We start from the raw sequence: 13359 nt of genomic DNA, 5'->3' as shown, positions 1-13359 counted from the left end.
AAGAAGGTATTGTTTGAATTTACAGAGAATAATACAACAATCCACTTGCTGGAAAGAACAAACCAAAAGAGGTGACTGGAATGCTTGCGATGGGAGTATTATTTGGCATTATTGCTATAATTGGTTTTATGTGGTTATATTATTCGCGTTCGTTTAAACAAGCAGAAGTTTTACTCTTTCAAAAAGGTAGTTTGTTGACAAATCAGTCTAGATATTTAGTATGTCCGAAGTGTGGAAGTGCACAGGCCAGAAGTGGAGGATATCAAGAGTGTTGCAAAATTAGATTATGAAAGAAGGAAGCCTCACATTATGTTGTGAGGCTTCCTTCCTTACAATTTCATGGCGCTCCAAATTGTCCACCGATCTCTTTCGATAATAGGAGAGATGCTTTGTAATGCGGTCTGGACCTGTTGTAGAAGTTGAGAAAGTTCATGATCTGTTAATTCATATAGAATGGATCGACCTGTTCGAGGCGATAAATCTTGTAGCAATGCTTCTACAGAATCATGTATTTTTCGTACTTCCCATTGGGTTTGAGAGGGGAACACATGAAGAAAATGTTTTTGTAATTCTTGCTGTATCGTGGTGGTTTTTGGCCGCCTTTTTGATTCTATTTCAATGAGTTTTGGAAAGGTAGAGAAAAAATATCCACGAATGTGTTCGGGGCTTCCAGGAATTGTACAATCTTCAATAGTTCGGTCTTGTACAATAAGTACACCGTTTTTCTTTAATATACGAGAAGCTTCACGTAGAAATGTAGGAATGTCTTGTAAATGATGAATCACTGCGCGCGAAATAACAATGTCAAATGTATCATTAGGATATGGGACGCTATGTGCATCACCGTGAATGAATGAAATATTTGGAAATCCGTTACAATTTTCTTTTGCAGCTTGTAATATTTCTTTTGAAAAATCAAGTCCAATGATATTTTTGGCCCCCATAAGAGCAAGTTCTTTCGTATAAATCCCGCCACCACAGCCGATATCAATTATTTGCTTGTTTTGTATATTTGTAATACTTTTTATCATTTCTCCCCAAGAAATATGGGCGTTTCGCTGTGCGTATGTGTATTTATTATTTGCATCGTGAAAATTAATGGACATGAAAAAGACCTCCTTTCAATACTTAGTATAGCGTATTTTATAGTGTGTCACGTTTTTGTTTTTTATATGAAGAGTATAAGAATTTCTTATTGTAAAAGGAGGATTAAGTTGAAAAGGAAATATGTATTGTTGTTATTTGCTATGTTACTAGCATCTTGTGGTCAAGTAGAGCAAAAAAAAGAAACAAAAAAAGTGGAAGAGGCGGTGAATGAAGTGAAAGAAACAGTAGGGGTAACCGTTATACAAGAAAAACATAAAGAGAAAAAGTTACAGGAATCAGAAGCTAAGTTAGTAATAGACATTATAGATAAAGCGGAAAAACAAGAAGTAACAGGTAGTTTTGGTGAACCGGAATATGAAATACAAATTAATAGGGATGGAAAAAAAGAAACATATTATGCATGGCTAAGGGGAGAAGACAGACGAGGATGGGTACAATATAAGAAAGCTATGTATATGCTGAATAAACAAGATACGGAAAAGCTTTTGGCTATATTTCCAAATTTTTCAGAACAAAAAGAAGATGAGATGCAGGTAGGTCCTTTAACGGAAGTAACAAAAAAAGATTTGCAGATTACTGCGTTTCATATTAAAGCAGGCGATCAAAAAGTGAATTATATGGTGCGGTATACGATTTCACAATCATTATACAACAAGTTAGAGAAGGAACAAGAATATTATTTACAAGTCGTTTTCCCAGAAAAAGTTCAAAAATTAATTGGAGCAAAAGAAAGTGAAAAAATTTCAGGTGAAAAGGTAAAGGAAGGGTATAAACAGTATGAATTACAGGCTACTGTGCAGGTAAAAGATGCTTCAGAATCACAATTAAAGTCATTAGAGACATATTATGAAAATTATGATTTGAAAATATTAAATAATAAAAAAGAAAAAATAGGTGTTTTTCAAAATATCATTCAAATTGTTAAAGAGTATGGTGAAAAAATGAATTTACAAAGATAAAGTGAAACTTTAATTAGTCCTTACGAATCGGAATGAATGTAAAGTTTATATGGCCTTTCCTAGAAAATGATAATAGAGAGGGGGAAAATCCCCCTCTCTATTACTTTGCTTTTGCAGATGGCTCATTCATTGATTTTCGTGTAATAAGAAAAGAAATCATAAGAGCGGAAAGGATGACAAGGGCAATAAATACGTGATTGGGCAACAAATCTAATAATAATACGTAACTAACGGTATAGAAAATAAGAGTTGAAGCTAAAAACGATAGAGCGCCTATTATGAGAGATTGTAAATTCATTTGCAAACACCTCCTTTTATTTATATTTTTGGCTAAAAATGGATTAAATAAACATTATTTCTAACGATAGAAAAAAATATGTCATAATAGAGAAAAGAACAAGCTTTCATGAACATGACTCATTAATGAGAGATAAAGGAGAGGAATATGAAAAAAAATAAAAAAGGATTATGGGGAATTATAGTTGCCATAGGTTTATTTTTACTTTCTAAGTTAAAGTGGGTATTTGCAATTTTTAAATTAGCAAAGTTTTCAACGGTATTTAGTATGTTTCTATCACTTGGTGCATACGCAGTTATATATGGTTGGAAATTTGGGGTAGCGCTCATTTATTTATTGTTTATTCATGAAATGGGCCATTTATGGGCTGCGAAAAGAAAGGGGATACCAACATCGCCAGCAATATTTATTCCATTTATGGGCGCTCTTATTGGGATGAAAGAGATGCCAAAAAATGCAAAAGATGAAGCTTACATTGCCTTCATGGGACCTCTTTTCGGATTGTTGTCATTTTTACCTGCGATTCCACTTTATATAATAACGAAAGAGCCATTTTGGGCATTAATTATTTTACTTGGAAGTATGATTAACTTCTTTAACTTGATTCCGGTTTCTCCATTAGATGGTGGACGAATTATCTCAGTTGTAAGTACGAAGATTTGGGGAGCGGGCCTTATTGTATTGCTCGGTTATGCCATTTACTTTAAAAGTATTTTGGGAGGATTTATTTTTATTATCGGCTGTATGGAATTATATAGAGTAATAAAGAGAGATGAGCCAATTAAGGAATTAGGATATAGAATTGATGGAATGAAAGAATATGTTGCAAGACTTGAAGAGGAGTTAAAAGAAACAGGTGCGGTGCATCGAAATATATATATGATGCAACATGAAATAAATATATTAAGGCAAAAAGAAAGAGAGAAAGAATTAAAAGTAGGAGAACTTCAAAAGATTGAAGTGTTAGAGCATCTTTTACCAAAATTTGAGCCGCTTGATTACGTTCCATATGAAGATGAAAAAGAAACGCATACAATTCATATAAGAGAAGCGTTTGAAATGTCAGAAAAAAAATTACAGGAATGGGAGACAGAAAAGAGACAACAGGAAAACTATTATAAAGTTGATATGAAAACGAAATGGACAGTCTTTGCTTGTTATATCGGATTAATGGCTATACTCGGTTACACAGCTTATGAAGGGTATATTGTTTTACAAGAACATTTACCAACGAGAAATGTATAGAAAAATATTGTCGAAATGATAGGAAGAATTTATACAGGAATTATATTTCTACGAGAGAATGTTACAAGTATAGTCATACATTGTAATATCTTTAGTAGAGAAGGAGTTCTGTATATGAAGAAATTGTTAATTGTATTCGGGATTATTATCGTAATGATCATTGCGAGCTATAGTCTTATGAAATTGCTATTACATTATGCGAATAAGCCTGCTGAGGTAAGTACAATAGCTCAAATAGAAGATGTGCAAGAAGAGACAAAAGTGCTAGATTTTATTCGTATGACGCACGAAAGTTATAATAATTTCTTAAATTACGGTAAAGCAGGGAATTATACAGAAGGGGACTGGAACCAATTTAAACAATGGTTTCAACAACAAGAATCGTCTTTAAAAAATATACATACAGAAATAAAGAATGAAAAAATAAAACGTGATGTAAATAGAAGCTATGAAATTGTAAAAAAAGGTGTGGAACTTCAAAATATTGAGTATGTAGTTTATGCACATCGTATATACCATGACTTAGATATTATTGTAAATAAATATAGAGGTGAAACGAACATCTGGGGGTATACAGAGTTTGGAGATGGGAAAGATATAAGGGTAATTGAACAAGCTATACAGTCCAAATAATAAGCTAGCTAGAATTCTAGTTGGCTTATTTTCTTTTGTAAGTGCAATGTTCATATATTATTCACAAAAACACCGTGTTAATAGTGATTAAAATCACAATATGTACTATACGATTCAGTTAAACTAAAAACAGTTAAGGAAATAGAGGAGTGGGATACAATGTTAAGTGCAAAAACAATTGAAATCGTAAAGTCAACAGTACCATTATTACAAGAAAAAGGCGTTGAAATTACAACGAGATTTTATCAAATTTTATTTTCAGAACATCCGGAGTTATTGAATATTTTCAACCATACAAATCAGAAAAAGGGAAGACAACAACAAGCGCTAGCGAATGCTGTTTATGCAGCTGCAACGTATATTGATAATTTAGAAGCTATTATTCCAGTTGTAAAACAAATTGGTCATAAGCATAGAAGTTTAGGTATTAAAGCAGAGCATTACCCAATTGTAGGTACATGTTTACTACGTGCAATTAAAGAGGTTGCAGGTGCACCTGATGAAGTTTTAAATGCATGGGGAGAAGCTTATGGTGTCATTGCTGATGCATTCATTAGCATTGAAGCAGAGATGTATGAAGAAGCGGCACATAAAGAAGGTGGATGGAAAGATTTCCGTAACTTTGTGGTTGTTAAAAAAGTGAAGGAAAGTGACGTTATTACATCATTTTATTTAAAACCTGAAGATGTAGGGCAAGTTTCTTCATTCATCCCAGGACAATATGTAACGATTCAAATAAACATAGAAGGTGAAACGTATACACATAATCGTCAATATAGTTTATCAGATGCTCCTGGAAAAGAATATTATCGTATTAGTGTAAAGAAAGAAAAAGGTGTAGATACACCGGACGGTAAAGTATCTAACTACTTACACGATCATGTAGAAGAAGGGGATATGTTACCAGTAAGTGCACCAGCGGGAGATTTCGTATTAAATATGGATTCAACATTACCAGTTGTGCTAATTAGTGGTGGAGTAGGTATTACACCAATGATGAGTATGCTAAATACGTTAATTGAACAAAACTCAAAACGTAATGTATGTTTTATTCATGCAGCGATAAATAGTAATACACATGCAATGAAAGAACACGTTGAGGCAGTAGATAATGAATACGAACAAGTTAAAGCATACACTTGTTATTCTGCACCAACTGAAAAAGATTTGGAAATGAAGAGCTTTGATAAAGAAGGTTTCATTGAAGCTGAATGGTTACAAACTATTATTCCGACAACTGAAGCAGAATTTTATTTCTGTGGTCCCGTACCATTTATGAAGCATATAAATGCTGCACTAACTAATTTAGGTGTGAAACAAGAGCATATTCATTATGAATTTTTCGGTCCAGTAGCAAGCTTACAATAGATGAGGTTTGAAATAAGTAAAAAAACGAGGTATTATTTTACCTCGTTTTTTATTTGTTCTCGTAACAGCCGATTTACCGTTTCGCGGCGTATACCTATGAGTTGACCGATTTCAGTTTGTGTTAATATTTCATATATAGGAATGTCACCTAAATATAGTGTGAACCATTCTTGTAAACGATGTAGACGTTCTTTCGGAGAGACGGTTGTCAATTGATCGATACGCTGTTGCATCATTCTTAATTTTGATTGTAGTTGCATAGCAATATTTGCATATGATGCAGGATTTGCCTGAAGTTGATCGTACCATTCATTACTAATTATAGGTTCAACTTCTGTTTTCATTAAAGCGATTGCTGTACCGTGATATTCCTTCGGTGAAATTAAAGAATGGTGAGGTATCGTTTCATCTGGAACGATAATGTTGAATAGAAATGGTGTTCCATCTTCTTCTATCCGTACTACTTTTAATAAACCTGTTTTTATAAAATATAAAGGACCGTCCTCGCCTTGACGGAATAGTACATCTCCTTTGTGTAGAATCAATGTTAGCCCCCCATTTAAACATTTCTATTTCTTCTATTTTAGCGTATATGTATAAAGACAATATGCTATTTAAACAGCAATTTCATTGACGAAATATATGCTATTACAGTAGTATACTATTTAGTGTGTAATAGTACTAGCAATGAATACGCTGTAGGGGGTTTAGTATATTGTTAGATGCGATAAAAATGACGGATATGAGAATTCCGGCGAATGCTATCATTCATGTAGAAGAGATGAAAGGTGGAGTCGTGTTATCCGTTGAAGTAGACGGCCAAATTATTTATACGATGGCTTATGATGAAGAAACAGATAGTTATGCTGAATTATATGATCGAAACGATAAGAGGGCGTGCCAAGTACATGAGGATTTTATGGGATGGTCACTTCTTCACTAAAAAAGATGTCAATATGACATCTTTTTTTATTAAAACGATAGAATATACAAAGAAATGAAATATAAGGATAAAATTTGTAATAAATGATTTTGCATTGTTAGCACTTTGTAACTGCAAGTGAATTATTTTTTCGCTATCATAAAGATAACAGTCGCAGTTATAGGAGTGGTCAACTTGAAGAAAGTACATATTTCCAATTATATGTTATTATGTGTTTGTTTAATTTTATTTGTTCTCTTAGGAGGATTTTTATATTCATGTGTATAAGAAAAACGCATTCTAAAAAGAACGCGTTATAAAAAAGAAGTGATGATTAATCTAGTTCCGAGAATAATTAATGTGATACGTAATAAATTAATTACGGCATTACCACTTAATTTTGTATTAATATAAGCCCCGATTTTTCCGCCAATCCATGCACCAGGAATAAGAATTAATGCGTAAACCCAGCTGACATTTCCAAGGGAGATGTGAGTTGCAGAACTTACAATTGCTGATAAAAATACGATAAACATCGAAGTTGCTACAGCAATATGTGCTGGGAATGCAAAAAGTAGCATCATTGCTGGAACAAGTAAGGCACCGCCGCCAATTCCAAATAACCCAGATATAAAACCAACTATAAAGGCGATAAAGATAGCGAGAAGCGGTGGGAATTGATAGTGTACAGTGTTTCCTTCGTTATCTGTAAAAGAACGCTTAATTACCGTCATATTTGATAAAGAAAGGGGGTTTAATTTGTCTCGTAACATAAGAAGAATGGAGACAAAAATAAGGAAAATCCCAAAATATAAAGAAAATGTATCTTGGTTTAAAAATTTGTTTGCCCACGAGCCGATGATACCACCAGGGCCACTCCCGATAAATAAAATAAGTCCACTTTTGTAATCTACTCGTTTATGCTTCATATAAGTAAGGGTGGAAGATAGTCCGGTAAAAACGACTGTTACCATTGAAGTTCCTACTGCAAGTTGTGGTGATAGACTGTGTAATCCGATTAATAACGGAACAATAATAATTCCGCCACCAAGCCCGACTAGACTCCCGACTGTCCCGGCGATTAACCCGATGAAAAGTAACATGATGTATTCCAAAATTTCCAACTCCTCTATATAACTTATCCACCAATTATTATACACGCTTTTTAATAAGAAAAAGGTTTGTTCACAAAAAAGTCGTCTTCCTAGAAAAATAAGGAAGACGACTTTTAATTAAAAGATTAAGTGTAATATAGCGTAAAATAATGCAGCTAACGAAGCTGAAATAGGAAGTGTAATAACCCATGTAATTAACATACGTTTTGCAGTTCCCCATTTTACACCTTTCACACGATGTGAAGCACCAACCCCTAAAATAGAAGAAGAGATAACGTGCGTTGTACTAACCGGTAAGTGAATGAATGTTGCGCCGAAAATAACAAGTGATGATGATAAATCAGCAGCTACACCATTTACAGGACGAATTTTCATAATTTGTCCACCGACAGTTTTAATAATTTTCCATCCGCCGACAGAAGTACCAAGCCCCATTGCGATTGCACAACATAATTGTACCCAGAACGGGATGTCGTCAGAAGTATGATAGTTATTGGCCATAAGAGCCATCGTAATGATTCCCATTGCTTTTTGTGCATCATTCGTACCATGTGTATAAGCTTGTAATGCTGCAGTGAAGATCTGGAATATACGGAAGTTTTTGTTCGTTTTCGTTAAATTAAAGTTTTTAAAGACCACTTTAAAAATACTGTATACGATATAACCAATAACAAAAGCGATAATCGGTGAAATGATTAAAGCTTCAAGAATTTTTATGAACCCTTTAAGATTTAATGAGCTAATACCGGCAGCAGCGATAGCTGCACCTGCGATTGAGCCGATAATTGCATGCGAAGAACTACTTGGAATACCGTAGTACCAAGTAATTAAATTCCAAGCTATTGCCGCAAGCAAAGCAGCTAAAATTACAAGAGAACCATTTTGCAAAGCAAATGGATCAACGATATCTTTTGTAATCGTTTTTGCTACACCTGTAAATGTCATCGCACCTAAAAAGTTCATAATAGCTGCCATAATAATTGCATGTCTAGGCTTTAGAGCTTTCGTTGAAACAGCCGTTGCAATAGCGTTTGCTGTATCGTGAAATCCATTGATAAAGTCAAAAGCTAAAGCGCAAATGACTACTAAAACGGTCAGTATCAAGAGTGTATCCATGATCAAACTCCTTACGCGTTCTTCATAATAATTGTTTCTAATACGTTTGCAACGCTTTGGCAGCTATCCGCTACTTCTTCAAGCTCTTCGTAAATCTCTTTGTATTGAATAATCTTAATCGGATCTTTCTCACGAGAGAATAAGTGCTTAATCGCATGACGGCGAATATCATCACATTGTGATTCGTAATCCTTAATCTTAATCGCGTTCGTACGAATGTCGACTAACTTCTTTTTAGACAGTAGTTCAACAGAATTTGCAATCTCAATCGCACATTGATTAATTGCTTCAACGAATTTAATCATGTATTCATCAGCTTCTGTAATAGAATACATTTCGAATAGACCAGCACTATGATCTAATCCGTCTAATACATCATCCATACTCATTGCAAGTTGTAGGATGTCCTCACGTTCAATTGGAGTAATAAACGCTTTGTTTAGCTCCATAATGATTTCGTGAATAAATGTGTCACCTTTTGACTCATACTCTTTCATGCGCATAGAAAACTCTTTTAAATCGCTAGCATTTTTAATTTTATACTCCACGAAAAACTGCGCGCCTTCTTTTAAATTTTCGGAAACATTCATTAACATTTCAGAAAATTTATCTTTTTTTGATTTAAATACCATTATTAGTTACCCCCACAAAAGTAATATATGTAAAATATATTGGCTAGTCAATTCTAACAAAAAACTGTCGTTTTTTAAAACATTTTATCGAAAAGTTTACAAAAACTTAACATAACTCTCATTGTTGTATTAATAATATTAATAATCAATAGTGAATATCTTACTTGTAGAATGTCCTTTTCTTGCAAAAAGTATGAATGTGAAAGAAAAGCTTTACACTATAGGAACGACTACGTTATTATAATAAATTTAAAAGGAGGTATATTCTTCCTTTTGAAAAGAAGAGTGTAAACAAACGAAGGAAGTGAACGAATGAAATTGAAGAACACTCACTTGAAAAAAATGCAGGAGTGGTTCAACAAGAGGAAGAAACTTCGTAATTCATTAATTGTATTAGGGAGTTTACTCGCTACTCTATTTATTGCTATAAATATAATAATTTCCATTCAAGACATATCTGAATTAAAACAAGCTGTTCCGCAACCGACCTTAATTTATGATGCAAATAATGAAGTTGCGACAAAATTAGCTTCTTCTAAAACAGAAGGTGTTAAAAGGAAAGATATTCCTGACATTATGGTTCAGGCAATTGTTGCAGTAGAAGATAAGGAGTTTTTTAACCATCACGGTATTTACTATAGTGGAATTATAAGTGCAGTTTTTAAAAATATTACAGCAGGAGAAGTTGTAGCAGGGGGAAGTACAATTACGCAACAACTTGCGAAAAATGTATTTCTGACACAAGACCGTACGTTCTCGCGTAAAATAAAGGAATATTTTTTAACAAAAAAAATAGAACGTACGTATACGAAAGATGAAATTATCGAAATGTATATGAATCAAATTTATTTCGGTGAAGGTGCTTGGGGCATAAAAAGGGCAGCTAAGTCTTATTTCGATAAAGATGTAAAAGATTTAACAATTTCAGAGGCTGCAACGATTGCTGGCTTGATCAAAGCACCGTCTGCGTATTCGCCATATAAAAACTTTAATAAATCAATCGAACGACGTAATGTTGTATTAAGTTTAATGAAAGAGCAAGGATATATTTCTGACGAACAATATAATAAAGAAAAAGAGAGCGGTCTTGTGTTAAAACGTGGTGTGGATGATAAATACAAGGGAAAATACTCTCAATATGTAGACTATATTGTTCGAGAAGCAATGGACAAGTACGAATTAACACAAAATGAAATTTTAGCAGGTGGTTATCGTATTTATACAGAGCTTGATCCGAAAAAACAACAGGCTGTAGAAGACGTTGTGAATAATGAGAGTTATTTCAAAGATAATGGCTCAGACCAGCTTATGCAAACGGGTGTAGTTCTTATGAATCCAAAAACAGGTGGTGTACCAGCTTTAGTTGGAGGTAGAGGACCGTATCAGTTTTTACAGTTTAACCATGCAACCCAATTAAAAAGACAACCTGGCTCAACGTTAAAGCCTCTGGCTGTATATGTACCAGCGTTAGAGCAAGGGTATGAAGTATACGATATATTAAAAGATGAACCATTTAATATTAAAGAATATAAACCGCAAAATAGTGATCATACTTTTCACGGTGATGTGACAATGTATGAAGCCGTGGCAAAGTCGTACAATGTTTCGGCTGTTTGGCTCTTAGAACAAATTGGATTAGATAAAGGATTAAAATCTTTAGAGCGATTTGGTATTCCATTAGTGCCAGAAGATCGTACGTATCCGATCGCTTTAGGCGGTATGCATGTGGGGACATCTCCATTTGTAATGGCTCAAGCGTATAGTACATTTGCAAATGACGGTGTCCAAGTGGAAGCTCATGCGATTAGAGAGATACAAAATGCTGAAGGTGAAACAATTGGAAAATGGTATAAGAAAGAGACACGAGTGACGAGCGAGAAAATTGCTCAAAAGATGACATATTTATTAAAAGGTGTTGTCGAAAAGGGAACGGGCGAAAAGGCGAAAGTTAATAATGTTGATACGGCAGGTAAGACAGGAACGACTCAAATTGTAAATGGACCAAGCACAGGCGCGAAGGATTCATGGTTTGTTGGATATACACCAGATTTAGTAGGTGCGATTTGGGTAGGATATGATAAAACAGATAGTGATCATTATGTTCCGGGGGGAAGTCAAATTACTACGACAATGTTCCGGGATATTATGAAAAAAGCGAATGCCAATCCAGCTCAAAAAGCATTCCAGTTATCGCTCATATCTGAGGCTGATTATAAAAAACAATTGAATACAATAGAAGAGGAAAAACGAAGAAAAGAAGAAGAGAAGAAAAGGAAAGAAGAGGAACAACAAAGAAAAAAAGAGCAACAAGAGTGGATTGATAAAGTGAAAGAATGGATTCCTTCATTTTGGTAAAAGAAAGAGGCGAATAACGAAATTCGCCTCTTTTTCGTATGAAAAACAAAATGAAACTTTAATCGGTGGAGATTTTTGTCTATCCCTACTAGTTATTAATCCTTATCCATTGAGATACATGATATTACTCGTTAAGTAGAATGTTCGTACTGCCAAAGGATTCGGAATCGTATGTGACGATTATTTTCCCTTTACTAATAGGTTCGTAAGGTAATTCTTCTTCAAAATTACCATTATTTTCATTGTGGATAGAAAGTGTAATTTCATCGATTTCTTTATTTGTATACTGATCTTTAATCGTTTCAGCAATTTGAAGTAACGCTTCGGAACTAGAAGCTTTCGTAATAAGCATTCCTTTTATAACCTTTTTTTCATTCTTTGTGGCATTGGAATAAGGGATGTTGCTTTGTTTTGTATACAAAAGTTTGTATGGAACAGTTTTTCTCTCTGCTTTTGATATAGTGGAATATTTTAGAGTTAAAAAAAATCCTACACATAAAATAATGCATATCATAAGAGCAAACCAAATGCGTATTAGTGACATAACTCTCATTTTCATCCCTCTTTCATATCTTTGACTTCACTATTTATCATACAAAATGAGGATTAAGATAGAGTAAATTTGAGGTAAAGAAACGTAAAGAAGGAGCACTTATCCTCCCAAATAAGTGCTCCTTTCTATATAAAGAGAGATTTAATGCACGGTTAAACGATACATATTATTATAAATATGCTTATTTAGTGAAAATTAGTAAATTCGGAATACAGATAGTGTTGCAGTTGTATCGCCTGTGTTAGGAATAGAAATAGTGTTTGCTGTAGGCTGTACAGCAATCGTTGTACCAGCTTGTAAAGTGACGATTGTAGAGAAAGAAACAGCACTACCGATAACGTTAGTTGAGAAGTTACGATTAGGTGGTTGGCCATTGAATGAAATACCGAATCCAAATGGTGAAGATCCTGGGAAAGTTGTAGACGCTGAGAAACTAATATCATATACGCCTGTTTCTAAAACTGTTAGAGTATCTGTAGTGTCATTGAAATCGATATTATTTATTTCAAAAACTTGATTAAATTGGATATTCATTCCAGGTGATATTGTTTGAGCATTGGAGTTTCCGATTGCTGCGATAGTTACAGGAATTGGAGTACCCGCTGGTCCTGTTGCGCCAGTAGCACCTTGCGCACCAGTAGCACCTTGAGCACCTGCTGGACCTTGCGCACCAGTAGCACCTTGAGCACCCGCTGGACCTTGCGCACCAGTAGCACCTTGAGCACCCGCTGGACCTTGCGCACCAGTAGCACCTTGAGCGCCCGCCGGACCTTGAGCACCAGTAGCACCTTGAGCGCCCGCCGGTCCTTGCGCACCAGTAGCACCTTGAGCGCCCGCCGGTCCTTGAGTACCAGTAGCACCTTGAGCGCCAGCTGGTCCTGTTGCGCCAGTAGCACCTTGAGCGCCAGCTGGACCCTGCGCACCAGTAGCACCTTGAGCACCCGCTGGACCTTGAGCACCAGTAGCACCTTGAGCGCCGGCTGGACCTTGCGCACCAGTAGCACCTTGAGCGCCCGCCGGACCTTGAGCACCAGTAGCACCTTGAGCGCCCGCCGG

At 35.1% G+C, this 13359-nt stretch carries 15 protein-coding genes; 7 read left to right on the top strand and 8 right to left on the bottom strand.

The window, feature by feature from the left end; all coding sequences use genetic code 11:
* Positions 1–80 precede the first annotated feature (80 nt).
* A complete protein-coding gene (locus MKO96_RS07370; protein WP_000880630.1) occupies positions 81–290 on the top strand; it encodes a hypothetical protein in 210 nt (69 codons plus the stop codon).
* Positions 291–329: 39 nt separating this feature from the next.
* Here the strand turns inward: MKO96_RS07370 and MKO96_RS07365 are convergent, their stop codons facing one another.
* Positions 330–1106, bottom strand: a complete 777-nt coding sequence (locus tag MKO96_RS07365; RefSeq protein WP_240587125.1) for a class I SAM-dependent methyltransferase — start codon at positions 1104–1106, stop codon at positions 330–332.
* Positions 1107–1214: 108 nt separating this feature from the next.
* Between MKO96_RS07365 and MKO96_RS07360 the strand changes: the two genes are divergently transcribed.
* Positions 1215–2066 carry a YhfM domain-containing protein gene (locus MKO96_RS07360; RefSeq protein ID WP_240587124.1) on the top strand — a complete coding sequence of 284 codons (852 nt, stop codon included), beginning with the start codon at positions 1215–1217 and terminating at the stop codon, positions 2064–2066.
* A gap of 100 nt (positions 2067–2166) precedes the next feature.
* Here MKO96_RS07360 and MKO96_RS07355 read toward each other — a convergent pair whose 3' ends face one another.
* Complete coding sequence (locus MKO96_RS07355) at positions 2167–2364, bottom strand: hypothetical protein (RefSeq protein ID WP_001053356.1); 198 nt, start codon at positions 2362–2364, stop codon at positions 2167–2169.
* 147 nt (positions 2365–2511) lie between these two features.
* On the opposite strand from MKO96_RS07355, the gene MKO96_RS07350 reads away from it, so the two are divergent.
* The 3 genes from MKO96_RS07350 (at position 2512) to hmpA (ending at position 5610) form a co-directional block, all read left to right on the top strand.
* Entirely contained in the window at positions 2512–3609 is a 1098-nt protein-coding gene (locus MKO96_RS07350; RefSeq protein WP_240587123.1) for a site-2 protease family protein, read from the top strand.
* Positions 3610–3723: 114 nt separating this feature from the next.
* Positions 3724–4242, top strand: coding sequence for a hypothetical protein (locus tag MKO96_RS07345; RefSeq protein WP_240587122.1), 519 nt, complete (start codon positions 3724–3726; stop codon positions 4240–4242).
* A 159-nt stretch (positions 4243–4401) separates the two neighbouring features.
* On the top strand, positions 4402–5610 hold the full coding sequence (gene hmpA, locus MKO96_RS07340) for an NO-inducible flavohemoprotein (protein ID WP_240587121.1): 1209 nt from the start codon (positions 4402–4404) through the stop codon (positions 5608–5610).
* A gap of 32 nt (positions 5611–5642) precedes the next feature.
* Here the strand turns inward: hmpA and MKO96_RS07335 are convergent, their stop codons facing one another.
* Positions 5643–6155 carry a Crp/Fnr family transcriptional regulator gene (locus MKO96_RS07335; RefSeq protein WP_240587120.1) on the bottom strand — a complete coding sequence of 171 codons (513 nt, stop codon included), beginning with the start codon at positions 6153–6155 and terminating at the stop codon, positions 5643–5645.
* A gap of 170 nt (positions 6156–6325) precedes the next feature.
* On the opposite strand from MKO96_RS07335, the gene MKO96_RS07330 reads away from it, so the two are divergent.
* Complete coding sequence (locus tag MKO96_RS07330; protein ID WP_000882907.1) at positions 6326–6553, top strand: hypothetical protein; 228 nt, start codon at positions 6326–6328, stop codon at positions 6551–6553.
* Positions 6554–6846: 293 nt separating this feature from the next.
* Here the strand turns inward: MKO96_RS07330 and MKO96_RS07325 are convergent, their stop codons facing one another.
* The 3 genes from MKO96_RS07325 to MKO96_RS07315 form a co-directional block, all read right to left on the bottom strand.
* Positions 6847–7647, bottom strand: coding sequence for a sulfite exporter TauE/SafE family protein (locus MKO96_RS07325; protein ID WP_000455764.1), 801 nt, complete (start codon positions 7645–7647; stop codon positions 6847–6849).
* 117 nt (positions 7648–7764) lie between these two features.
* Complete coding sequence (locus MKO96_RS07320) at positions 7765–8763, bottom strand: inorganic phosphate transporter (protein WP_240587119.1); 999 nt, start codon at positions 8761–8763, stop codon at positions 7765–7767.
* Between the two features lie 11 nt (positions 8764–8774).
* Positions 8775–9395, bottom strand: coding sequence for a DUF47 domain-containing protein (locus tag MKO96_RS07315; RefSeq protein ID WP_000231452.1), 621 nt, complete (start codon positions 9393–9395; stop codon positions 8775–8777).
* A 312-nt stretch (positions 9396–9707) separates the two neighbouring features.
* On the opposite strand from MKO96_RS07315, the gene MKO96_RS07310 reads away from it, so the two are divergent.
* Positions 9708–11750, top strand: coding sequence for a transglycosylase domain-containing protein (locus MKO96_RS07310; RefSeq protein WP_240587118.1), 2043 nt, complete (start codon positions 9708–9710; stop codon positions 11748–11750).
* Between the two features lie 124 nt (positions 11751–11874).
* On the opposite strand, the gene MKO96_RS07305 is transcribed toward MKO96_RS07310, so the two are convergent.
* Positions 11875–12303, bottom strand: coding sequence for a hypothetical protein (locus tag MKO96_RS07305; protein WP_098273433.1), 429 nt, complete (start codon positions 12301–12303; stop codon positions 11875–11877).
* A gap of 195 nt (positions 12304–12498) precedes the next feature.
* A partial coding sequence (locus MKO96_RS07300) for a Gly-Xaa-Xaa repeat protein (protein WP_240587117.1) occupies positions 12499–13359 on the bottom strand: 861 nt, incomplete at its 5' end.

The sequence above is a fragment of the Bacillus sp. ES1-5 genome, from assembly GCF_022487605.1.
GTDB lineage: Bacteria > Bacillota > Bacilli > Bacillales > Bacillaceae_G > Bacillus_A > Bacillus_A wiedmannii.
The sequence above is the reverse complement of the archived record's forward strand: the minus strand, read 5'-3'. Positions and strand labels throughout refer to the sequence as shown.